The sequence below is a fragment of the Mariniphaga sp. genome, assembly GCF_041687215.1.
GTDB lineage: Bacteria > Bacteroidota > Bacteroidia > Bacteroidales > Prolixibacteraceae > Mariniphaga.
In genome coordinates, this window is record NZ_JAWLCI010000077.1 from 1 (window position 1) to 22,597 (window position 22,597).

The 22,597-nt window shown below is 42.0% G+C and carries 29 protein-coding genes; 5 read left to right on the forward strand and 24 right to left on the reverse strand.

What is annotated here, in order from left to right:
- Nucleotides 1-22 precede the first annotated feature (22 nt).
- The 3 genes from ACESMA_RS19020 (at nucleotide 23) to ACESMA_RS19030 (ending at nucleotide 1,337) form a co-directional block, all read left to right on the forward strand.
- Nucleotides 23-556, forward strand: a complete 534-nt coding sequence (locus tag ACESMA_RS19020) for a macro domain-containing protein (protein ID WP_372950452.1) — start codon at nucleotides 23-25, stop codon at nucleotides 554-556.
- A gap of 75 nt (nucleotides 557-631) precedes the next feature.
- A complete protein-coding gene (locus tag ACESMA_RS19025) occupies nucleotides 632-952 on the forward strand; it encodes a nucleotidyltransferase domain-containing protein (RefSeq protein WP_372950453.1) in 321 nt (106 codons plus the stop codon).
- Nucleotides 936-1,337 carry a HEPN domain-containing protein gene (locus ACESMA_RS19030; protein ID WP_372950454.1) on the forward strand — a complete coding sequence of 134 codons (402 nt, stop codon included), beginning with the start codon at nucleotides 936-938 and terminating at the stop codon, nucleotides 1,335-1,337. The genes ACESMA_RS19025 and ACESMA_RS19030 overlap by 17 nt, the downstream gene beginning before the upstream one ends.
- 90 nt (nucleotides 1,338-1,427) lie before the next feature.
- On the opposite strand, the gene ACESMA_RS19035 is transcribed toward ACESMA_RS19030, so the two are convergent.
- From ACESMA_RS19035 to ACESMA_RS19070, 8 genes are all read right to left on the reverse strand, one after another.
- Entirely contained in the window at nucleotides 1,428-1,862 is a 435-nt protein-coding gene (locus ACESMA_RS19035) for a DoxX family protein (RefSeq protein ID WP_372950455.1), read from the reverse strand.
- A gap of 63 nt (nucleotides 1,863-1,925) precedes the next feature.
- Entirely contained in the window at nucleotides 1,926-3,026 is a 1,101-nt protein-coding gene (locus ACESMA_RS19040) for an efflux RND transporter periplasmic adaptor subunit (protein ID WP_372950456.1), read from the reverse strand.
- Nucleotides 3,027-3,038: 12 nt separating this feature from the next.
- The gene (locus ACESMA_RS19045) at nucleotides 3,039-6,182 is read right to left on the reverse strand and encodes an efflux RND transporter permease subunit (protein ID WP_372950457.1); all 3,144 of its coding nucleotides are present in this window, start codon (nucleotides 6,180-6,182) and stop codon (nucleotides 3,039-3,041) included.
- 1 nt (nucleotide 6,183) lies between these two features.
- Complete coding sequence (locus ACESMA_RS19050; protein ID WP_372950458.1) at nucleotides 6,184-7,578, reverse strand: TolC family protein; 1,395 nt, start codon at nucleotides 7,576-7,578, stop codon at nucleotides 6,184-6,186.
- A 102-nt stretch (nucleotides 7,579-7,680) separates the two neighbouring features.
- Complete coding sequence (locus ACESMA_RS19055) at nucleotides 7,681-8,457, reverse strand: sulfite exporter TauE/SafE family protein (protein ID WP_372950459.1); 777 nt, start codon at nucleotides 8,455-8,457, stop codon at nucleotides 7,681-7,683.
- Nucleotides 8,458-8,534: 77 nt separating this feature from the next.
- Complete coding sequence (locus tag ACESMA_RS19060) at nucleotides 8,535-9,365, reverse strand: helix-turn-helix domain-containing protein (protein ID WP_372950460.1); 831 nt, start codon at nucleotides 9,363-9,365, stop codon at nucleotides 8,535-8,537.
- Between the two features lie 143 nt (nucleotides 9,366-9,508).
- Nucleotides 9,509-9,844 (reverse strand): hypothetical protein, encoded by a 336-nt coding sequence (locus tag ACESMA_RS19065; RefSeq protein WP_372950461.1) that lies wholly within the window; start codon nucleotides 9,842-9,844, stop codon nucleotides 9,509-9,511.
- On the reverse strand, nucleotides 9,841-11,667 hold the full coding sequence (locus tag ACESMA_RS19070; protein ID WP_372950462.1) for a hypothetical protein: 1,827 nt from the start codon (nucleotides 11,665-11,667) through the stop codon (nucleotides 9,841-9,843). The genes ACESMA_RS19065 and ACESMA_RS19070 overlap by 4 nt, the downstream gene beginning before the upstream one ends.
- Before the next feature lie 212 nt (nucleotides 11,668-11,879).
- Here ACESMA_RS19070 and ACESMA_RS19075 point away from each other — a divergent pair, with 212 nt between their 5' ends.
- Nucleotides 11,880-12,749 (forward strand): nucleoside phosphorylase, encoded by an 870-nt coding sequence (locus ACESMA_RS19075; protein WP_372950463.1) that lies wholly within the window; start codon nucleotides 11,880-11,882, stop codon nucleotides 12,747-12,749.
- 6 nt (nucleotides 12,750-12,755) lie between these two features.
- A complete protein-coding gene (locus ACESMA_RS19080) occupies nucleotides 12,756-13,640 on the forward strand; it encodes a transglutaminase-like domain-containing protein (RefSeq protein WP_372950464.1) in 885 nt (294 codons plus the stop codon).
- A gap of 7 nt (nucleotides 13,641-13,647) precedes the next feature.
- On the opposite strand, the gene ACESMA_RS19085 is transcribed toward ACESMA_RS19080, so the two are convergent.
- From ACESMA_RS19085 to rpsN, 16 genes are all read right to left on the reverse strand, one after another.
- Entirely contained in the window at nucleotides 13,648-14,643 is a 996-nt protein-coding gene (locus ACESMA_RS19085; RefSeq protein ID WP_372950465.1) for a sugar phosphate isomerase/epimerase family protein, read from the reverse strand.
- A 123-nt stretch (nucleotides 14,644-14,766) separates the two neighbouring features.
- On the reverse strand, nucleotides 14,767-15,438 hold the full coding sequence (gene rplQ, locus ACESMA_RS19090) for a 50S ribosomal protein L17 (protein WP_372950466.1): 672 nt from the start codon (nucleotides 15,436-15,438) through the stop codon (nucleotides 14,767-14,769).
- A gap of 6 nt (nucleotides 15,439-15,444) precedes the next feature.
- A complete protein-coding gene (locus ACESMA_RS19095; RefSeq protein WP_372950467.1) occupies nucleotides 15,445-16,437 on the reverse strand; it encodes a DNA-directed RNA polymerase subunit alpha in 993 nt (330 codons plus the stop codon).
- An 18-nt stretch (nucleotides 16,438-16,455) separates the two neighbouring features.
- Nucleotides 16,456-17,064 carry a 30S ribosomal protein S4 gene (gene rpsD, locus ACESMA_RS19100; RefSeq protein ID WP_372950468.1) on the reverse strand — a complete coding sequence of 203 codons (609 nt, stop codon included), beginning with the start codon at nucleotides 17,062-17,064 and terminating at the stop codon, nucleotides 16,456-16,458.
- Between the two features lie 17 nt (nucleotides 17,065-17,081).
- Nucleotides 17,082-17,471 carry a 30S ribosomal protein S11 gene (rpsK, locus tag ACESMA_RS19105; RefSeq protein WP_372950469.1) on the reverse strand — a complete coding sequence of 130 codons (390 nt, stop codon included), beginning with the start codon at nucleotides 17,469-17,471 and terminating at the stop codon, nucleotides 17,082-17,084.
- A gap of 12 nt (nucleotides 17,472-17,483) precedes the next feature.
- On the reverse strand, nucleotides 17,484-17,861 hold the full coding sequence (gene rpsM / locus ACESMA_RS19110; RefSeq protein ID WP_372950470.1) for a 30S ribosomal protein S13: 378 nt from the start codon (nucleotides 17,859-17,861) through the stop codon (nucleotides 17,484-17,486).
- Nucleotides 17,862-17,885: 24 nt separating this feature from the next.
- Nucleotides 17,886-18,002 (reverse strand): 50S ribosomal protein L36, encoded by a 117-nt coding sequence (rpmJ, locus tag ACESMA_RS19115; RefSeq protein WP_072998287.1) that lies wholly within the window; start codon nucleotides 18,000-18,002, stop codon nucleotides 17,886-17,888.
- A gap of 11 nt (nucleotides 18,003-18,013) precedes the next feature.
- Nucleotides 18,014-18,235 (reverse strand): translation initiation factor IF-1, encoded by a 222-nt coding sequence (gene infA, locus ACESMA_RS19120; RefSeq protein WP_372950471.1) that lies wholly within the window; start codon nucleotides 18,233-18,235, stop codon nucleotides 18,014-18,016.
- A gap of 156 nt (nucleotides 18,236-18,391) precedes the next feature.
- Complete coding sequence (gene secY / locus ACESMA_RS19125; protein WP_372950472.1) at nucleotides 18,392-19,726, reverse strand: preprotein translocase subunit SecY; 1,335 nt, start codon at nucleotides 19,724-19,726, stop codon at nucleotides 18,392-18,394.
- A gap of 6 nt (nucleotides 19,727-19,732) precedes the next feature.
- Nucleotides 19,733-20,179 (reverse strand): 50S ribosomal protein L15, encoded by a 447-nt coding sequence (rplO, locus tag ACESMA_RS19130; protein WP_372950473.1) that lies wholly within the window; start codon nucleotides 20,177-20,179, stop codon nucleotides 19,733-19,735.
- A gap of 23 nt (nucleotides 20,180-20,202) precedes the next feature.
- Nucleotides 20,203-20,382, reverse strand: a complete 180-nt coding sequence (gene rpmD / locus ACESMA_RS19135) for a 50S ribosomal protein L30 (RefSeq protein ID WP_072998295.1) — start codon at nucleotides 20,380-20,382, stop codon at nucleotides 20,203-20,205.
- Nucleotides 20,383-20,389: 7 nt separating this feature from the next.
- The gene (gene rpsE, locus ACESMA_RS19140; protein WP_372950474.1) at nucleotides 20,390-20,905 is read right to left on the reverse strand and encodes a 30S ribosomal protein S5; all 516 of its coding nucleotides are present in this window, start codon (nucleotides 20,903-20,905) and stop codon (nucleotides 20,390-20,392) included.
- A 7-nt stretch (nucleotides 20,906-20,912) separates the two neighbouring features.
- Nucleotides 20,913-21,269, reverse strand: coding sequence for a 50S ribosomal protein L18 (gene rplR, locus ACESMA_RS19145; RefSeq protein ID WP_372950475.1), 357 nt, complete (start codon nucleotides 21,267-21,269; stop codon nucleotides 20,913-20,915).
- A 20-nt stretch (nucleotides 21,270-21,289) separates the two neighbouring features.
- On the reverse strand, nucleotides 21,290-21,847 hold the full coding sequence (gene rplF, locus ACESMA_RS19150) for a 50S ribosomal protein L6 (protein ID WP_372950476.1): 558 nt from the start codon (nucleotides 21,845-21,847) through the stop codon (nucleotides 21,290-21,292).
- 15 nt (nucleotides 21,848-21,862) lie between these two features.
- Entirely contained in the window at nucleotides 21,863-22,270 is a 408-nt protein-coding gene (gene rpsH / locus ACESMA_RS19155; protein WP_372950477.1) for a 30S ribosomal protein S8, read from the reverse strand.
- A gap of 18 nt (nucleotides 22,271-22,288) precedes the next feature.
- Entirely contained in the window at nucleotides 22,289-22,558 is a 270-nt protein-coding gene (gene rpsN, locus ACESMA_RS19160) for a 30S ribosomal protein S14 (protein WP_372950478.1), read from the reverse strand.
- Between the last annotated feature and the right edge of the window lie 39 nt (nucleotides 22,559-22,597).

The following is a 22,597-nucleotide window of genomic DNA, read 5'->3' on the forward strand; positions in this document are numbered from 1 at the left end:
TAAAAATTTAAAAATGAACACCATGAAAAAACAGGTAGGAGAAATTACAATGGAGGCCGTTCATGGTGACATTACAAGTCAACCCGATATGACGGCCGTAGTGAATGCAGCCAATGCACAACTATCGCCCGGAGGCGGTGTGGCCGGAGCAATTCACCGGGCTGCCGGCCCCGGTCTTGCCGAAGAGTGCCTGCCTATGGCTCCCATCGAACCCGGACAGGCGGTCATTTCAGGGGGACACAATCTTCCCAACAAATATGTGATTCATTGCCTCGGTCCTGTTTACGGAAAAGACAAACCCGAAAACCTGCTGCTGGCTGACTGTTACCGGAATGCCCTTCGACTTGCCGATGAAAAAGAAATCGACTCGGTGGCATTCCCGGCCATTTCTACCGGTATTTTTGGCTATCCGTTTGAAGCCGCTACAGATATCACCCTGCAAACTGTACAGGAGGTGTTACCCGAATTGAAATTTGTTAATCACATTCGTTTTGTGCTTTTCGGCGAAGAGGATTTTGAGGTGTATGTAGAAAGGTTGAGAAGGTTAAAAATTTGAATTTAACCAAGATTTTCATTAATTGACTATTTTAATAAATTCATTATCTTTCAGCCCAAAAGTTTTTATTATCAAATGATAAACAAGACAACAATTTCGAATATAGTAGCTAAAATTGCATCAAAAATTCATCCTGACAGAATTTATCTGGTCGGATCTTATGCTACAGGCCATGCAAATGAAGACAGCGACATTGATTTGCTAATTATTAAGAATACAACCGAACCAAAATATAAACGTAGTATTGAAATTCAGCGAATTCTAAAAGGCTCAAAACTACCTGTGGATATTGTGGTATATACAAACGACGAATTTGAAAACGAAAAACTAAAAAAGTATTCTTTTGTAAACTCTGCTATTCAGGATGCTCAACTCATGTATGAAAACAGAAATTAACAGATTAAAAGGGTGGATTGAAAAAGCTGACCACGACTTAGGTACAGCAATCCTGATAAATCAGCACATCCCTGAATATTCTGACACACTTGCCTTTCATTGTCAGCAGGCAGTTGAAAAGTATATAAAATGTTTGCTGGAAAAGAATTCCATCCCTTTCAAAAGAAGTCATGACTTAAGGTATCTTCTTGATTTACTGAATGATGTCATTCCAATTGATGACGAATTATATGAGAATGTCATAAAATTAAACGCATTCGGAGTAGAAATCAGATACCCGGACACTATTATTCATCTAACAAAAGAAGAGTCAGAAGAAGCGGTTGAAATAGCAAAAAATTTTCGAATCTTTTTAAAAAATAATATCGGATTTGACTTCGACTAAATCACCTGACAAAACCACAATAGCCAAATTTCACCCTAATCTGAAATTTTCAAAAATAACAATTTAAAGGAATTTTACTTTCCTTTTATACTACCGTAGTGAATTTACCGAATAATCCACCGACCACTTCCCTGCCCCATAAATCAGCAGGAAAATCAGCAACATGGTCATGGCAAAATCTGTGCGGGCAGCATGTGCCATAAACCAGAATCCTTCGTTCAGTAAAATGGGAATTTTTGTACTGATTAAGGCGGTTGCCATTATGGTTAGCAGCGGAATGGCCGCCAGCCGTGTAAGAAAACCGATAAGCAACAATGCGCCGCAAACAATTTCAAAACCTGCCACGAAATAGGCCAGAAATTCGGCGTTTTCGAATCCTATTTTTTCGAAACGCCCTACCCCCACAATTTCCGGATAGAGAAATTTCTGAATGCCTTCGGAGAGAAAAACAAGTCCGACAATCAACCGGATAATAATAAATGAACGGACTTCTTTTGAATGAAACAACTTCCTTTTCAGGCTCATGACTATTGTTTTAATTTCTGAAAAATTGTGCGCCCCAACATAGACATCAGGGCGCACTTTCCTTTATTCATTTTTAATTTTTACCGGACTTCCGGATTTTAATTCTTCGCTTCCTCTTGAAAGTAACGTATCTCCTTCTTTAAGGTTTCCGAAAATTTCCTTCCCGCTGGCCAAAGAGATTCCCTCCTGCACATCTACCCATTCGGCCACTCCGTTGTTTACGCGGATAACAAACTTCCGTTCCATGGAAGTAACCACCGCCGGAAACGGAACGACAAACGACTCCTCAGAACGGGTTAAAAGTAAATTTGCCGTGGCATACATTCCGGGTTTCAAATCACCCGCTGAATTATCATACTCGTACTCCCAAAGTTCCGTTCGTGTTTCGCGGTTAATACTACCCGATTTTCGCGACAGTTTTGCCCGAAATGTTTTACCGGCAGCGGCATCCACAGTAAACTTCAGATTATCTGCGGAAGGAATATTTTCCACATGCGATTCAGGCACATGAACCCGCAAACGCAAACGCGACGGATTCTCCAGAATAAATAACGCCTGTTCCCCTGACTTTCCCACAAAATGGCCAACATCTGTAAAGCGGGCAGTAATAATACCATTAAACGGGGCGCGAATAGTCAGGTAATCCTGCATTTGTTTGTAAGCCTCGGCAGTGGCCTCGGCAGAGATTAAAGCAGCACTGTCAGACAACATCTGATTTTTGGCGTAAATAACTTCTGTTTCTGAAATCACACCCTCCTGTTTGGCTGCATTCTGAATGCGTGAGTATTTATCGCGGCTGGCATGAAACCTGGCCTGCGTTTCGTTGTACTTTGCGCGGGCTTCGGCATGCCGGGCTGCAACCTCCGGAGCATCAAGCCGGGCCAGCACCTGACCTTTTTTTACCTCGTCGCCAATATCGGCGAAAACAGCCTGTACATATCCATCCACCTTTGCATGAATTTCAGCCTTCTCATAAGGCAGCAATTCAGCAGGAAGATTTTGGGAAAAACTGACCAACTGCTTTTTCAACGTAAATGCACTTTTTACCTCTTCAGCATTTTGGGTCTCATTTTGTGCCGCCTGCCCTTCATTTTTGGATTCCGGGGCGCAGGAAGTGATGAAAAATAATATGGCAACGGCCGGAATAATTAAAAATCGTTTCATTTTATATGGATTTTATTGTTTTTCAAAATATTTACTGTGATTATCCAACGGATTAAGGGAGACACTTTCAAAATTATATTTCCCGACCAGAGCTCTGTAAATGAGCGGAAGGAAAATCAATGTGCTGAGCATCGAGAAAAACAGTCCGCCAATTACGGCTACTCCCAGCGGGGCAATCTGGTCGCCACCTTCGCCAAACCCAAGAGCCATCGGTGTCATACCGGCGATCATAGCGAAACTGGTCATCATAATTGGGCGCAGCCGGTTGGCCGAGGCGCTGAAAAAGGGTTGTTTGTCGCCCTGTTCCCGCAAGTCTTCGGCGTTGGTAACATAGAGTATGGAGTTGGCAACAGCCACCCCAACCGCCATAATTGCGCCCATGTAGGACTGAATATTGAGGGTGTGCCCCGTTATCAGCAACAGCAAAACCGAACCTCCCACCACTGCCGGAAGAATAGAAACAGTTGCCAGCGCCACTTTAAAAGACTGGAAACTGGCTGCCAACATCAGGAAAATTACAATAATGGCAATCAACAATCCCAGTTGCAGCTCACCGGTGGTTTGATTCAGCAAATCGACCTGCCCTCGTTGTAACACATTCACACCAGTTGGCAGTTCACCTAACCCGGCAATGGCTTTGTCGAGCTCTTTTACAGCCGCACCCAAATCTTTTTCATGGATGTTTGCCGTTAACGTAATGAACCGCTGTTGGTTCAGCCTGTCGTATTCGGCAGGAGTTGAAATCCGGTTCCAGCTAGCCACGTCACGCAGGTAAATTTTCCGTCCGGCTTTATTATTTACCGGAATCATTTCAATGTCTTCGGGTTTATTGACCATGTGTTGCGGATATTCCACCTGAACCTGGTAAGCCACTCCTGAAGCGGGATCGCGCCAGTAGTTGGGAGTGGTAAACCGGCTTGACGAAGTGACTGCCACTATCGATTTTGATATATTATCAGAGGTTAGTCCCAACTGACCGGCTTTTACCCGGTCTATTTCAATTTTCAGCCCCGGGTAATCCAGTGGAGTTGTTATTTGCACATCGCGGAAAAACGGAACTTCCTGAAGGTTGCCTTTCAACTGTTCTGCAATTACGAGAGAAGATTCCAGGTTTCGGCCCAAAACAGCCACCTCAATGGGATTTGTCGAACCCAGGTTCATCACCTGATCAACCAAATCGCCCGGTTCAAAAGAAAGTTGGGCATTGGGAAATTTGGTTTTAAAACGTGCCCTCATTTCTTCCTTAAATTTTTCGATAGGATAATGAGCCTCTTTGCTCAGGTTTATCCGGATAACTGCCTCGTGCGGGCCGCTGGTCCAGAGGTGAATGAGGTTAACCGGAAAACTGGATGGCTGGGTCCCGATAAATGCCGAGCTGATTTCAATGTTTCCATTTCCCACAATTTCTTCTGCAATATTCAGCAATTCTTTCGTCGCTTCTTCTGTACGTTCAACACGGGTACCGGTTGCCATACGCAGTCTTACCTGGGTTTGACCGGCATCTACCTTTGGAAAAATATCCACTCCGATAAAATAAAAACCCGCTGTAACCAGACCTGCTGCGAGAATAAAATAAACGGCCAGACTTAACCGGCCTCTTTTGGTCAATTCCTGAATAAAAGCAAGGTACCGCTTTTTGAATCGTCCGAAACGGCTGGTTTCATTTTCTTCATATTTCATGTGTTTCATAATCCACACAGCCATAACCGGAACAAATGTCATGGAAAGTAAAAAAGAGGCAATCATTGCAAAACCAACAGCCAGCGACATGGGCAAGAACATTCCGCGCGGCACGCCCGACATAAACAATGCCGGAACAAACACCGCCAGAATACTAAACAGAATAAGCAGCTTGGGTGTAACAATTTCCTTACAACCATCCAAAATCGCCGTTGCCTTTGCTTTTCCCATTTCCATGTGCCGGTGAATGTTTTCGATGGTCACCGTTGCCTCATCCACCAGAATTCCAACCGAAAGTGCCAAACCGCCCAGCGTCATAATATTGATGGTCTGCCCAATCATATTCAAAAAGATAACGCTGGATAGCAGTGCAATGGGAATCGTTAGCACAACGATGAGCGCACCCCGGCGGTCGCCAAGAAACAACAGCACCATAAGCCCGGTCAGAATTGCTCCCAAGCCTCCTTCGAACAGCAGGTTTTTCAGCGAGTTCATCACATAACCCGACTGGTCGAATTCATAGGAAACGTTGATGTCTTCGGGAACAGAGGCCTGCATATCGGGCAGTGCCCTTTTTACGTTTTTTACCACCTCCCAGGTAGATGCATCGGCACGTTTGGTTACCGGAATATACACCGAACGGGCGCCGTTTACCAGGGCATAACCGGTTGTAAGATCGGCGCCAATTTCCACGGTTGCCAAATCGCGCAGGTAAACCGACGCTCCACTTCCCAGTTTAAGCGGAATATTTTCAAAATCTTTTACATCTTCCACCACTGTATTTTGCGGTGTAATGAGCATTTCATCGCCCATGCGCAGGTTTCCGGCCGGAGATATAGAATTGAACTCGGCCAGTGCCTGTACGATTTCATCGGGGGTGTAATTGTAGCGCTGAACCTTTTCGGGGTCAACTTTTACAATAACTGTTTTGGCGCTGCCGCCAAACGGAGGGGGCGCCGAAACTCCGGGCAGGGTAGAAAACATCGGCCGTACCCGGAACAAGGCCAGGTCGGCAATTTCGCCCAATGTGCGGGTTTGCGATGAAAATACCAACTGCCCCACCGGAACGCTGCCTGCATCGAAACGGGTGATAAACGGGGGAACGGTTCCGGGCGGCATAAACGCCCGCGAACGGTTTACATAACCTACCACTTCGGCAGCTGCCTGGCTCATATCGGTTCCTTCGTGAAAAATAATTTTTATGAGGGCATTTCCCTGAACAGACCGCGATTCAACCGATTTAACCCCGGTAACATACAGAAAATGATACTCATAATAACCTGTTACAAAGGATTCCATCTGTTCGGGAGATAACCCGCCGTATGGTTGGGCCACGTAGATGGTAGGCAATCCGAATGTTGGGAAAATGTCCACTTTCATTTTCCGGATGGCCATAAAAGAGAAAAACGCGATAGCCAGCACAGCCACCATAACAGTAATGGGTTTACTTAGTGCTCCTTCAATTAATTTCTTCATTTTAGTTTTGAATTTGATTAAGGAATATATTTACATCGCCCTGTATAACCGCCAGTTTCAGCAACGACTTCCAGGAGGAGACAAAAGCATTTTTCAGACCTGCTTCGGCATGAAGCAAATCGTACTGTGCCTGAATCAGCTCGGAATAATCGATCAATCCCGCAGAATAACGTGTTTGAATGGCATGAAAAGCCGCTTCACTGGCTTCGTACTCAACAGGAACTTCGGCAGCAACCAGCAGCGAAGTCTTAAAATCACTCTGTGCAATGGCCTCTTCTTTATTCAGGGTAATTTGTGTTTGCCTGAAATAACTCTCAACCGACCTGACAACAGCCTCCTGCCGATTGGTTTTTAACTTAACATTAGTTAAATCGAGAATTGGGAAAGCAAGCTGCAGCCCCACACCATAATTGTAACGGCTGAACGACCAGCCATCGGCTTTGTTAACTGTTCCGTCGAAAGCAATTCCTGAACCGCGGGCATAAGTAGTTCCCCAAAACTCGAGTTTCGGTGTCCACGAACGGCTTATTTGAGCTAACCTGGCCTGGCTGGCTTCCAGTTCAAACCGGGCCATTTTTAATACCGGATTCCCGGCTGCATCTTGCAAAGTCCCCGGTTCGTCAGGCAGATTTTCCATAAAAAAAGCGTGCATTTCAATATCCTGAAACGATTCAGAAACCAGCAATTCCCTTAGCTCCTGTTTTTGCGTTTCAAGAAGGTTTTCAAGTCTGAACAACTCTGTTCGGGCTTTTGACAATTCGCCTTTAAACCGAAGACTGTCAACTCCGGGACGGAGACCGGCTCTTACCAGAGAAGACACCTGCCCCAAATTATATTCGGTCCGGTCGATGTTATTTTGAAAAACTCCGATAAGCTCTTTGGTAGTTGCCATTTCAAGGTAAAGAAATGCCACTCTGAACTTTAGCCTGAGTACTTCATCCTCGATGCCTGCCAGGTGCTTTTCGTAAAGTTTCCGGTTGTACTCCACTGCCGCAGCGCGTTGGCCAAAAGTTACCGGCGACCATTTCAGCAGTAAACTCACTGCCGAACCGGGAACCGGATTATTGTAATTCTCCGAAGTCGGCGGCCCGCTGATGGGCATCAACATTCCCGGGTAACTCATCCCCGTGATGTTATTGTAGGTAGAATAATTGGCCTGGTAGGCTGCATCCAGCGAAGGAAGCAGGGTGTTTTTTTCGAGGGCCACGTTTACCTGTGCCGCCTCTGCTTCGGCCTGCTTTGCCGCAATGAGCGGGTAATTCTCCTCTGCCAGTAGAAGCAATGATTTCAAATCGGATTGCCCGAAAGAAAATCCCGCATAAAATACGGATAAAAAGACCAGAATGACTGGTTTGAGACCGGGTTTTATCATCCGGTAAACTGCTTTTTCTTTCATGAATGATTTATTAAATTTTATTATGAAACATTAAAGACTCCGGGAAGTTTTCTCTTTCCAGAGTTAAAAATCGATATTTAGTCTTTATAATCATGTATTTTACTAAATTATACCAGTTCCTAACCCGATGGATATTATGACAAGCATTACAGCGACCAAAATTTGTACGGCCCTGAATGTTACTTTCTTCAGTAGCTTTTTCCCTGCAAAAGCCCCGGCAATGGCCGCAAGAGTTGCAGACACAAGCAAAACCAAATTCTCCGATAAACCGGAGGAGGTAAACCGCGATGCATAAACCGAAAGTCGCGTGATGTCAACCAGTGAGGCAATGATAACACCGGTAGCAATAAACGCCTCTTTGGAAAGTCCGCTTTTGATTAAAAATGCACTCCGGAAAGCGCCCTGAATACCTGCCAGACCACCAAAAAAACCACTTAGCATACCACCAATAATCAGCCGGTTTCCGCCAAACTCAATTTTCTGCAAAACCGGCAGAACTTCAAGCAGGGAGAAAAACAGTAACAAAATGGCAATAATAAGTTTCACCGGGGTTATTTCGAAGGTATTTCCCCACAATTGGTATTCGTAAATGGAAGGCAATCCGGTAATCCGGAGTAAAACCCAGGCACCGGCAAAAGATGCCAGAATGGCCGGAACGCCAAACCTTATGAGTACCGCTTTACTGGCCATTTTTCCCACCAGGCCCATCTTAAAAATATTGTTGGCAAAATGTACCACGCCGGTTAGGGCAATGGCAATGTCCACCGGAAAAAACAAAGCAAAAACCGGCATTAAAATAGTTCCCAGTCCGAACCCCGAAAAGAAGGTAAGAATAGCCGTAAAAAAGGCTGCAATACTTATTATGATGATTTCCAGCATAAACGAATCAATTTGCAGTGTGCAAAATAATTCGCATAAATCAAATAATTACGGTAGAAATAAAAGATTAAATGGTATTATTGAAAATATTTCGCCCTGAATTGCACGGGAGTTGTACCTTCTGCTTTTTTAAAGAATTTTACAAAATTGGAAGCATCGGAAAACGAAAGTTGATCAGCTATTTCATTCACGGTACTGTCGGTGTGTAAAATATACCTTTTTGCTTCGAGTAAAATCCGTTCGGAAACCAGTTCTCCTGCGCTTTTTTTTGCCTGTTTCCGGCAGGTGGTATTGAGGTTTTGAGGGGTGGTGTTCAGCAACGCGGCAAATTCATTCACTTTGTGCAGGCGCGGACATTCTTTGGCCAGCAAATGTTGAAATCTATTGAACAGCGAAAGGGAGACAACCGGTTTTTGCATGTCGTTTTCTGCCAGACGCAGCAATTTCCCGAACAGTGCTTTCAGTAATCCGTGAATGATTGGCCTGGAAAACGAACTGTTAAGTTGAAATTCAGTATAAATATCCTGCAATAAAGTTTCAGGAAAGGAATGTTCCGGAAAACCAATCCGCGTGTTCAGGCTGAGCAAACGGTAAAGTTCCGCCAATTCGTTTTCCTTAACCGTATCAAATTCCAAATCTTTGAAAATAATAACAAAACCTTTGGGAATGGAAGTAAATTGCCAGAAATGCAACTGGCCTGGTTTCAAAAAATAAACTTCAGGAGTTGACACCACAAACTTTTCCTCTTCGATGGTATGAAATCCCTCACCTTCTTTCAAAAAAATCAGTTCAAAATATTCATCGTGTTTATGCGGACGCGTTTTTTTTATCACCTCTTTAAAAGGAGAAATTTTAAAAAGTAGCCCTTCTTCGAGTTTGTTTTTAGTATGAATTCCATTATTTCCCACGCGTGTAAATTTAAAAAAAGTCTGTAAAAATTAACGTGGGTGCCAGCTTAATTTGCCTGGTGCAGGCTGCGCTGGATTTGGCAAAAAAAATAGAATGATTTTACCCGGAATTTATTCAATACAACCGCATTTGTTTCCGGAAACTAAAAAGATTCGGGCAGAAAAATGGAAAGTTCAACAACTCCCTTAAATTCATCGTTTTCCATCCAAGGGAATTGCACTACCAGCTTTTTCCTTCCGTTTTTTTCTGAAATGTATTTGTTCTCTGTTGGTTTTTCGAGCATTTGCAGCAGTTGTGTTCGAGCCGGTTCCGGATGACACTCAATGAGACTTTGCCCAAACAGCTTTTTACCACCATATTTTTCGAACTGAATTTCCGATTGCCTGTTCATGTAAACAATAATTCCCTGCCTGTTGCAAATGGTAACAGCTCCGGGAAATTCATCCGCCCATTTCGGATAAAAATCTTTATCAATCATATTTTTTTGTAGCATTTCACCCAGTCAACCTGAAACCTAACCGGAAGTTTATTTCCCGGGATAGGGATTATTACCAAGGTAAACAGGTTGATATGAAGCGGAAAATCAATGTGCCTGTCTTCCATTTTTAAAACTTCGGAATCATTAATTTTCCAAATCAAGGTACCGCCTGATTTTTCGAGTGTAAAAATATACCACTTCCCTTTTTTCAGGTTGGAAATATCGAGGCCGTTTATGGTTAATTTTCCTTTTTCGTTGGCGGAAGAAACACCAATACGGTTTTTAGCGCCCATTTCAAGTAAATAGATTCCGGGGTGGCTTTTTTCACCCTGCAAAACAAAGGAACTAACTGTTTCTTTTACCGGGTTGAATTTTATTTTAGCTTCAAAAATTCCATCCTCCTGCCGGAAACTATTACCTGTTGAAACCAATCCTGAAGTGTATTCAAATTCAGCAGGAACAAAACCGGCAGGCATTTTCCACACCATTCCGTTCGCATTCTCTCTACGTGTTTCAATCACAAGTTTCGATTCACATTTAATATTTTCACCATTCGTATAAACATGCAAATCTCCCGGCATGGAATAATTGCGTCCAAGTGATTTTTCAGCCCAGGGCGCCTGAGTGGCCCATTTTTCAGTATTTAGTTTTCCACCCTGAAAAGCATCCTCAAAACTCACTTCCCAACCGGTAAAAAAATCAAAAGCGTCGGTTCCTTTGTATTTAAAATATTTTACCAGGTGAGGCCTCTTTTTCATTTCGAGGTACTTTTCCTCCTTGACATATTCTTCCGATTTTTCCCATTTTTTGGAATCTTCGAGGTAAGCTTTTCGTTTCAAAAATTCTTCGGAAGTAATGCGGCTGTTTAACTCGTTAAATCGTTTTAAATCAGCAGAATCAGACACTTTATAATAATTTTCCAGAAGTGGAGACTTTTCAAACTTCATAAAAAACTTAACATCGTCACTGGAAGCCAGTTCTTTAAAACGGCTCCATTTTTTAAAGGCTTCGGTTTTTTCAAATTTCTTTTTGTCTTTCAAAAAATCAACTCTTTTTTTGAACACCTCACTTTCCACCTCAACTTTTAATTCTTCAAATCTTTTCAGGTTGTAACTGTCTGCTGTTTCCCGATAAAGTTTCAGTTTTTTGGAGTGTTCAAATTTCAGGTAACCTTTTATTTCACTGTCGTTGTGAAGATTCTTTAATTCGTGCTTCTTTTCCTTATCAGTTAGCGGCAGATTTTTCAGCTCGAGGTATTTTTTCAGTTTTTCAGTATGCGAAATGGCATCGTGCCGTTTTAAAGTTTCAGATTGGTGCAATTCGAAATAAGCTTTTATTCCGGGCTGTTTTTTCAATTTGTTATATTCCTTTTCCCTATTTTGCTCCCCGGAACCTCTAAATACCAGTCGGTGCATTTCTTCTTTTTCCTTACTAAAATTGCCGTTTTCTACATATTCCTTTAGCTTGCGGTATTCTTTCAGTTTATCCGAATTTTTTAGCGATTCAAATCTTTTAAGCTGGGGTGAATCTTTCAGCTTAAAATACTTTTTAATGTGACCGGATTTTTTAAGTTGTTCAAACTCGTTCAGCAATTTCTCTTCTTCACTTCCTTTAAATTTTAATTGTTGAATTTGTTTTTTCCGGTTAATAAATTCAGCAGACTGAATGTATTTTTCCAGGTCCAGATATTCCTTTAACTCGTCAGAATTTTCAACCTGAAGAAATTCCTGGTAATCATCCCACAAATTTTTTCGTTGGATTTCTATTTTTTCAACAGGCTTGATTTTGCCTAAAAGCTGAAGGGAAAAAATTTTAAAAGACATAGGTCAAAATTTTTGATTTACAAATTCAAAAGTAAAAATTTAAGCCATTAAATTCTAAAAAATTCGTAATACAAAATCACTTTGAGTTGCGAAGTTGTTAACATATTTAGGTTTTTATATAGAATTTAAAATCTCAATGTTTATATTTTTTTTACTAAACTATTGACTGTTAACCATTTTTTGAATAGTTTTAAACTCTTAATTACGACAAAATGATACTAAATTCGGAATTAATTTTAAACAGCGACGGTACTATTTTTCATTTACACCTGAAACCGGAAAACATTGCAGACCAAATTATTTTGGTTGGCGACCAGGCCCGGGTTGACTCGGTGGCCGGTTTTTTTGACCAAACCGATTTTTCTGCTAAAAACCGGGAATTCAGAACAGTAACCGGCTGGTACAATGGCAAAAAACTTTCTGTTATTTCTACAGGAATTGGCACCGACAATATCGATATCGTACTGAACGAACTGGATGCATTGGTAAATATAGATTTGAAAGCACGAGAAATTAAAGATGATAAAAAGTCGCTGAATATAATACGAATAGGGACTTCGGGAAGCCTGCAGGAAGATTTCCCGGTGAACTCTTTTCTTGTTTCGCAAAAATCGATTGGTTTTGATGGCATGTTAAATTTTTACGCCAACCGTGAACAGATTTGCGATTTACCTTTCGAAAAAGCGTTTAAACAATTTACCGGTTGGAGCGAGTTTCTTCCAACACCTTATGTAGTGGATGCGTCGCGAAAATTAATGAGTAAATTTGAAAATCCTGAATTCAAAAAGGGAGTAACAATATCTGCTCCCGGATTTTACGGCCCACAGGGTCGCGTGTTAAGGCTTCCGTTGGCCATGCCTCAATTGAACAAACTGCTGGAAAAGTTCCGGTTCGAAGATCATAAAATTACCAATTTCGAAATGGAAAGTTCGGCCATTTACGGACTTTCGAAAATGCTGGGTCACCAGGCTTTAACCGTTTGCCTGATAATTGCCAACCGGGTAACCAAACAGGCGAACGAAAACTACCGTCCGGTAATGGAAAAACTGATAAAAAAAGTACTGGATAACTTAACAAAATAATTAACAATGAAACGAAGCAGGCTAAAGGCATTAATCAATTTACTGGACGACCCCGATAACCTGGTTTTTGAAACCGTTGAAAAAGAATTGTTAAAAGCAAATTTCAATATTATTCCTGCACTCGAGAAACAATGGGAAAACAGCTTTGACGAAACAAGCCAGGAACGGATTGAAAACCTGATTCAGGATTTGCAGTTCAAAAAAACCAGGAATCTTTTGAAAATATGGATTTCTTCCCTGGAACATAATTTACTGGAAGGTTTTCTTACCATTGATAAGTTTCAATATCCTGATGTTAACCAGATGGGAATTAATCAGAAAATCGAAAAAATTAAAAATTCGATTTGGCTGGAGTTGAATGATTCCCTGACTCTACTGGAAAAAACCACCATTCTAAATCATTTCCTGTTTAATATTCATGGTTTCTCAGTAAACCATAATAATATTCAGTCGCCCCAAAATTGCTATTTAAACCAATTGCTGGAAACCAAAAAAGGAAATCCGGTTTCATTAAGTTTATTTTACACCATAATAGCCCGGCAACTTGGGCTTCCGGCCTTTTTTACTGATTTCCCGAAAAATCCGCTGGTGGCTATTGTTGACAGCGATTTGGCCAGGAGAGTACACGGAAAAAATTCGTCATCGGATGTGTTATTTTACATTAATCCCTCCAACAAAGGATCCATCGCCAGCCGCAAAGAAGTGGATTACCATCTGAAAAAAAACAACTATTCTCCGGTCGAAAAATATGCAGAACCGCAACCGGATAAGCTATTTTTAAAACGATTGCTTGAATCTCTTAACAACTCATTTCATGCAGTCGGATTTCAGGAAAAAGAAATACGGACGGCGGAATTACTCAGCTTATTTGGACAGGTTGCAACCACTTGAGTTGCGGTTATACCAATATATCCCGGCAATACTCCACACATTTAATTATTTCCTTTTGCGCATTTGAATTCTCAGGAACAGAATATTCCAGTTCAATATCGCAGTAAATGGGCCATTTGTTTTTCTGAATCAGTTGAAGTATTTCAGCGATTGGCGTATCCCCCTCGCCCCAGGGCATGTTGGTATTGGCCGGACTGGCATCTTTTCCGGTTTTGTCTTTTAAATGAATGCTGAAAATACGGTTATGCAACCGTTCAATCACTTCGTTCGGATGGTTTCCGGTGGCGCCAAAATAGTGGCCTACATCGAAGTTCAGCATGTTTCTTGGCGAATAGTCGAGAAAATCATCAAAAGAAAAACCAGGTTCGCCGGGCTGGGCATGATTATGGTAAATGGCGTACATGTTATGTTTTTCGGCGTATTTTCCCAAACGCGCACAGGCTTCGTGGCCAATTTCGTTGGAAATTCCTTTGGCTCCCAAAACTTTGGCAGCAGTAAAAGCATAATCAATTTCATTGCCGGTCCAGTTGGCCGGAGCAAATTTTACAATGTGAATATTCACACCTGACTTTTTAAATAATTTTCGCAATTCAGTGTACTTGTCCATGGAAGCTGAAAGCCGCCATTCGCGCTGTCTTTCACTTGCAATATCTGCATCGCGCTGGTAAGCTGCACGTTCTGTATCAGTTGCATCCCGTGCAGGCCGTGTCGGCATGGGCGGAATACCGGCATATTCTTCGGCCACATTTCCCATCAGTTCAATGGAGCTGATACCGGCTTCAACACAGTATTTCAGAATATCCTGCGCGGTGGAAGGCATACTGCGCCAACTGTAAGTTATGGCGCCAATCTGCACGCCTTTAAACCGGGAGTTGGGTTTTCCTGTTCCACTAAGTGAACCTGCCAAAACAGTTGGAGATATTGAAATTCCAGCGGCTACCGTTGCTGCGGAACCAATAAATTTCCGGCGTGAAAAGTTTGAATTAGATATCATTTTATCCATGCTGAAAGCTTTTAATTTATGAAAGTATAAAGTTAAAAGATTTAACGGGTTTAGGCTACCGGACAAAACAAAAAAAAACCGGCCTGAATCAGACCGGTTTCCATTTTATCTTTGAGAATACAACTATTCTTCCTTTTTCTCCTCTTCTGCATCGGCAGCAGGTTCCTCTTTCACTTCTGGTTCCTGTGTTTCAGCTTTTGGAGTTTCTTCAGCAGGTGTATCTGCCGTTGGTTTTTCCTCAGCAGGTTTTTCTGCTTTTGGCTCTTCAACCTTTGGTGCTTCTTCTTTTACCGCTTTGGCAGGTGCAGCTTTTTCAGCTTTCGGTTTTTCCTTTTTAGCTGTTTCAGCTACAGGATTTTCCGATTTTTTAGCTCCGCCACGGCGCGAACGGCGGCGTTTTGGTTTTGCAGCCTCTTCGCCGGTACTTAACATTGCTTCGTTATAATCCACCAGTTCAATGATGCACATTTCTGCGTTGTCGCCCAAACGGTTTCCGGTGCGCAAAATGCGCGTGTATCCTCCCGGACGATCGGCCACTTTTTCAGCAACATCGCGAAACAGTACCGAAACGGCTTCTTTATTCTGAAGGTGGCTAAAAACAACCCTGCGCGAGTGCGTAGTATCGTCCTTTGCTTTTGTAATAAGCGGCTCAACATACATTCGCAACGCTTTTGCCTTGGCAACTGTTGTGGTAATTCGTTTACTTTCGATAAGCGAACTGGCCATGTTTGACAACATTGCCTTTCGGTGCGAACTCTGACGGCCTAAATGATTGAATTTTTTGTTATGTCTCATTACCTTTTACTCCTTGTCAAGTTTATACTTACTAATATCCATCCCAAAACTCAACCCCATATTATCGAGCAGGTCATCCAGTTCGGTCAATGATTTTTTACCGAAATTTCTGAATTTAAGCAAATCGTTTCGGTTGTAAGTAACCAAATCGCCCAGTGTGTCCACGTCGGCAGCTTTGAGGCAGTTTAATGCCCTAACCGAAAGGTCGAGATCAACCAGTTTGGTTTTCAACAACTGACGCATGTGTAACACTTCTTCATCAAATTCCTCGTTTGCAAATTTCTCATCAGAGTCGATGGTAATCTTCTCATCTGAAAAGAGCATTAAGTGATAAATCAGAATTTTGGCTGCTTCTTTCAGAGCGTCTTTGGGCTGAATGGAACCGTCGGTACTGATTTCAAGAATCAGTTTTTCGTAGTCGGTTTTTTGTTCAACCCTGAAGTTTTCAACCGAGTATTTCACCTTTTTAATGGGCGTGTAAATCGAGTCGATTGGGATTAAACCGAATTCTGTTTCCTCTGGTTTATTTTCAACAGCAGGAACGTAACCACGACCTTTGCCTATGGTGAGTTCCAGTTGAAGTTTTACATCGGGCTCCATTCTGCAAATAACCAGGTCAGGATTTAGGACCCTGAAACCGGTCATAAACTTGTTAATGTCTCCGGCAGTAAATTCTTCTTGTCCTGAAACTGAAACAGTCACTTTTTCACTGTCGAAATCTTCCACTTCATTTTTAAACCGAATTTGCTTGAGATTAAGGATAATATCTGTAACATCTTCAATAACTCCTTTAATCGTAGAAAATTCATGGTCAACGCCTTCAACTTTCACACTGGTGATTGCATACCCTTCGAGCGATGATAAAAGAATTCGGCGCAGGGCATTACCAATTGTAATGCCATAGCCGGGTTCCAACGGACGAAATTCGAATTTTCCGAATTTATCATCGGACTCAATCATTATCACCTTGTCGGGCTTTTGGAATGCTAATATTGCCATAATAACCTATGTAAATTTTTATTTTGAATACAACTCTACGATAAGTTGCTCTTTGATGTTTTCAGGTATTTCTTCACGTTCAGGCACATTGAGGAATTTTCCGGCCATCTGGTCTCTGTCCCATTCAAGCCATTCGTAACGAGTGCTCCGGCGCGAATGCAATGAGTCTGTAATTTCTTCCATCGCCTTTGATTTTTCCCGCACACCAATAAGGTCGCCGGGTTTTACCTGGTACGAAGGAATATTAACTACTTTTCCGTTCACAACAATATGTTTGTGTGTAACAAACTGACGGGCAGCATCCCGTGTTTTTGCAATACCCAGGCGGAAAACTACGTTGTCGAGCCTCGATTCAAGCAACTGCAGTAATACCTCGCCGGTAATACCTTTGGATGAGTTCGCTTTTTCGAAGAGATTCCGGAATTGTTTTTCCAAAACACCGTAGGTATATTTTGCCTTTTGTTTTTCTTTCAACTGAAGCCCGTATTCTGACACTTTTCTCCTGCGGGCCGAAATGCCGTGCATTCCCGGAGGATAATTTTTGTGTTCAAATACTTTATCGGGTCCGAAAATGGGTTCACCGAATTTCCGGGCAATTTTAGATTTTGGTCCTCTATATCTCGCCATTACCTTTTGTTTTAAAATTAAACACGTCGTCTTTTAGGAGGCCTGCAACCGTTGTGCGGCAACGGGGTAACATCAACAATTTCAGTTACCTGAAGCCCCACTGTGGCAAGCGCCCTGATAGCCGACTCGCGGCCGTTGCCCGGGCCTTTCACAAATACTTTTACTTTGCGTAAACCAAGGTCGTACGCGGTTTTGGCACACTCTTCGGAAGCTACCTGTGCAGCATAGGGAGTGTTCTTTTTTGAACCGCGAAAACCTTTTTTGCCTGCTGACGACCACGAAATTACTTCGCCGTTCATATTGGTCAGCGTAACAATAATGTTATTGAAAGATGAGTGTACGTGGGCCATTCCATTAGCTTCCACAACAACCACTCTCTTTTTGCTTGATCCTGTCTTTTTTGCCATAACTCAAATACCTTATTTAGTGGCCATTTTTTTGTTTGCAACAGTTTTACGCTTTCCTTTACGGGTACGGGCGTTATTTTTTGTACTTTGCCCGCGAACAGGCAAGCCAATACGATGACGGATACCACGGTAGCAACCAATGTCCATCAATCGTTTAATGTTCATCTGTACCTCAGAACGAAGTTCACCTTCAACTTTAAACTGGCTGTTGATTACGTTTCGGATTGCTCCAAACTGATCATCATTCCAGTCCTGTACTTTTACGTCCGGGTCAACTCCTGCTTCTTTAAGGATGGTATTTGCCCTGCTGCGGCCAATGCCGTAAATATAGGTAAGGGCAATCTCACCTCTTTTATTATTCGGAATATCAACACCTACAATACGTGCCATATCAATTCATTTTTCAAATTAAAATTACCCCTGACGTTGTTTAAACTTCGGGTTCTTTTTATTAATTACGTATAAGCGCCCTTTTCTGCGAACGATTTTACATTCTGCACTGCGCTTTTTTACTGAAACTCGGGTTTTCATTATAAAATGATTTAATTTTTATACCTGAACGTTATTCTGCCTTTTGCCAAATCGTAAGGAGACATTTCAACTTTAACCTTATCTCCCGGTAATATTTTTATGTAATGCATTCTCATTTTCCCTGAAATGTGGGCTGTAATAACGTGCCCGTTTTCCAGTTCAACACGAAACATTGCATTTGACAATGCTTCTATAATTGTTCCGTCCTGTTCAATCGAAGGCTGTTTTGCCATAAAAATTAACCTGTTTTTAAATGTTTAACTAATTCAAAGTTGTTGTAACTGCTTCTAATCTTCAGTTATTTTTTTGCAAAGATAACAGAAGCATTTCATTTTGCATAATTACAGTTGCATCTCCTTAACAATGACTTAAAAAGACTTCATTCTACGTTAAATACCTCCACCTGCGCGGCCCTTAATACGGCCCGACTTGGTCAGCCCGTCGTAATGACGCATTAACAGGTGACTTTCAATTTGCTGCAGCGTGTCGAGCACTACCCCAACAAGGATAAGCAACGAGGTTCCGCCATAAAAATAGGCGAACTGCTGGTTGATACCCATAAGCATGGCAAATGCCGGCAGAATTGTAATCAGCCCCAGGAAAATAGATCCCGGAAGTGTAATTCGCGACATAATAGTGTCGAGAAATTCCACTGTCTTTTTTCCTGGTTTAACGCCAGGAATAAAGCCGCCGTTTTTCTTCATGTCTTCGGCCATTTGTGTAGGATTGATGGTAATTGCCGTATAAAAATAAGTAAAGGCAACCACCAGCATAAACTGCATAAAATTGTACCAAAACCCGGTGATGTTAGATAAAGCAGCCGCAACACCATTCAGGTTTTCAGAATTTGCCACACCAACCAGGGTAATAGGAACCATCATTATTGCCTGGGCAAAAATAATGGGCATTACACCTGCAGCGTTAACTTTCAAAGGGATGTACTGACGTACTCCACCATATTGTTTGTTTCCTACAATCCGTTTGGCATATTGCACCGGTATTCTGCGAGTTCCCTGAACCAGCAGTATGGATGCCATAAATACCAGGAAAAGGATAACAAACTCAATAAGAAACATTACAAGACCTCCACCCTGCTGGCTAATCCGGGAAGCAAATTCCTGAACTACTGCCATAGGCAACTGCGCGATAATTCCGATCATAATGATCAGGGAAATTCCATTCCCGATACCTTTATCGGTAATTCGTTCACCCAACCACATCACAAACATAGAGCCTGCCGTTAAAATGATAACCGATGACACTGTAAACAGCGTACCGCTCATGGCAAAGGCAGAATCGGGCAATTGGAAATGCAGGTTAGTTAAATATGCCGGTGACTGGAAAACCAGAATAATTACCGTTAAATAACGCGTAATCTGGTTGATTTTCCGTCTTCCTGACTCCCCCTCTTTCTGCAACCTCTGGAAATAGGGTACTGCGATTCCAAGTAACTGGATTACAATGGAGGCAGAAATGTATGGCATAATTCCTAAAGCGAAGATAGAAGCCTGAGCAAACGCCCCTCCCGAAAACATGTTTATCAGCCCAAGCAACCCATCTGAAGTTTGATTCTTCAAATTTTGCAGTTGGGCCGGGTCAACACCCGGGAGAGATACGAACGATCCTAACCTGTAAATTAAGATAAAAAACAAGGTAGTACCGATTCGAATCCTCAAATCTTCAATCTTGTAAATATTCTTTAGGGTTTCTATAAATCGTTTCATTACAGTTTAAAGTATTTCGGTTGTTCCTTCCAGTTTTTCGATAGCCTCTTTCGCACTTTTAGAAAAAGCATGTGCTTTTACATCGAGCTTTTTATCTAATGTGCCACCGCCAAGAATTTTTATCTTTTCGTTTTTCGAAGTAATTCCTGCGTTTACAAGTGCGGCCACATCGATTGAGGTCAGGTTTCTTTTTTCAGCCAGTTGTTGTAAAACATCCAAATTGATTGCTTTGAATTCAACCCGGTTGATATTTTTAAAACCCGATTTTGGAACGACCCGTTGTAATGGCATCTGTCCACCTTCAAAACCAACTTTTTTAGAGTACCCAGACCTTGATTTCTGGCCTTTGTGCCCACGTGTGGAAGTACCACCATGGCCTGAGCCTTGTCCGCGTCCGATACGCCTGGTCTTTTTAGTAGAACCTGATGCAGGTTTTAATTTGCTTAAATCCATAATTTCATTTGTTTGAAATATTGTTATACTTCTTCAACACTTATTAAATGTCCCACTTTATTGGCCATTCCAACCACTTGCGGGGTGGCTTCGTGTTCCACGGTTTGGTTCATTTTGCGCAAACCAAGGGCTTCGAGCGTTGCTTTTTGCCTTTTAGTAGAACCGATGCTGCTTTTTACCTGTGTAATTTTTATTTTAGCCATAACTGTGTTATCCTTTAAAAACTTTTTCCAATGAAACACCTCTGTGCTGGGCTACAGCATGAGCATCCCTCAATTCGAGCAGAGCTTCCATGGTAGCTTTAACCAGGTTGTGCGGGTTGGAAGAGCCTTTGGATTTAGCCAAAATGTCGTGAATTCCAACACTCTCGAGTACGGCACGCATGGCGCCTCCGGCTTTTACACCAGTACCCGATGAAGCTGGTTTTAGCAGCACATGAGCACCTCCATACCTTGCAGATTGTTCGTGTGGAATGGTTCCGTGAATTACTGGTATTTTTACCAGGTTCTTTTTGGCTGCTTCAACACCTTTGGCAATTGCAGTGGTAACTTCACTGGCTTTACCAAGTCCCCAGCCAACAATTCCGTCTTCATTTCCAACAATCACAATAGCTGAAAAGCTAAAGGTACGTCCACCCTTGGTTACTTTAGTAACACGGTTAATGGCTACCAACCTGTCTTTTAAATCGAGGTCGCTTGTTTTAACTTTTTTACTTAATGTCGCCATAACTTATTTAGAATTTAAGGCCACCCTCACGGGCCGCGTCAGCTAATTGTTTAACTCTTCCATGGTATAAATAACCATTCCTATCGAAAACAACATTTTGGAATCCGGCAGCAAGTGCTTTTTTGGCAATGAGTTTGCCCACCAAAGCTGCTTTTTCCGATTTGTTCCCACTTTCGGCAGCTACTTCTTTTTCAGTAGAAGAAGCGGCCACAAGAGTGGTTGCATTCATGTCGTCAATTAATTGAGCATATATTTGCTTGTTGCTCCTAAAAACGCTCAAACGCGGACGTTCGGCCGAACCGGTTACAATTTTTCGTACCCGGCTTTTTATCCTTATTCGCCTTTCTGTTTTTGTTAATGCCATAATACCTGATTTTTCAAAAATTATTTAGCGGCGGCTTTACCGGCTTTACGCCTCAACACTTCGCCCACAAACTTAATCCCTTTACCTTTGTAAGGTTCGGGTTCACGGAATGATCTGATTTTTGCAGCCACCTGCCCAATCAACTGTTTGTCAGTACTTTTTAGGGTAATGGTTGGGTTACTGCGTTTATCAGATAAAGCCTCCACTGAAACCTCCGGAGGAAGTTGGAGATAAGTATGGTGCGAATATCCCAAAACAAGGTCGAGGACATTATTGGGTAACACTTCGGCACGGTAACCAACACCTACAAGTTCTAATTTAATTTCGTATCCTTTCGAAACACCTTCCACCATGTTGTTTACCAACGAGCGTGAAAGGCCGTGTAACGATTTAAGGCGTTTGGTTTCTGCCGGCCTGCTAAAACTGATTTGATTGTCTTTTACATCAATTTCAATTTCAGGTGTTATCTGTTGTTTTAACTCACCAAGAGGTCCTTTTACCGAAATAACATTGTTTTCGGCAATATTAATTTCAACTCCTGATGGTATTTCAATGGGTAATCTACCTATTCTTGACATGACCTGTTCCTTTTTTTAATAGACGTAACATAAAACTTCACCACCAACATTCTGCTCACGGGCTTCCTTGTCGGTAATCACTCCTTTCGAGGTAGAAATAATTGCAATTCCCAAACCATTGAGCACGCGCGGAATGTTATCTCCGTTGCAATACTGGCGCAGCCCTGGTTTACTTATTCTTTTTAAACCTTTAATTGCAGATACTTTTGTTTCGGGATTGTATTTAAGTGCAATTTTTATGTTGCCCTGGTATCCCTGTTCTTCTTCAAACTTAAAATTTAAAATGTAGCCTTTATCCATCAGGATTTTGGTCATTTCTTTTTTAATGCTTGATGCAGGAATGTCAACTACCCGGTGTTTGGCAAGAATTGCGTTGCGCACTCTTGTCAGATAATCTGCTATTGGATCTGATACTTTACTCATTATTCAAGTCTTTTACAATTACCAACTAGCCTTTTTAACTCCTGGAATTAAACCAGACGAAGCCATTTCGCGGAAATTAATCCTGCTAATGCCAAACTGGCGCATATACCCTTTTGGTCTTCCTGTAAGTTTGCAGCGATTGTGCAAACGAACCCTGGAAGAGTTTTTTGGCAATTTTTGCAAACCTTCCGAGTCACCTTCGGCTTTCAGCCTGGCCCTTTTCTCAGCGTATTTTTCAACCAGTTTTGCCCTTTTTACTTCGCGGGCTTTCATTGATTCTTTGGCCATAGCTTAATTCTTTTTAACATTTTTAAATGGTAAACCTAA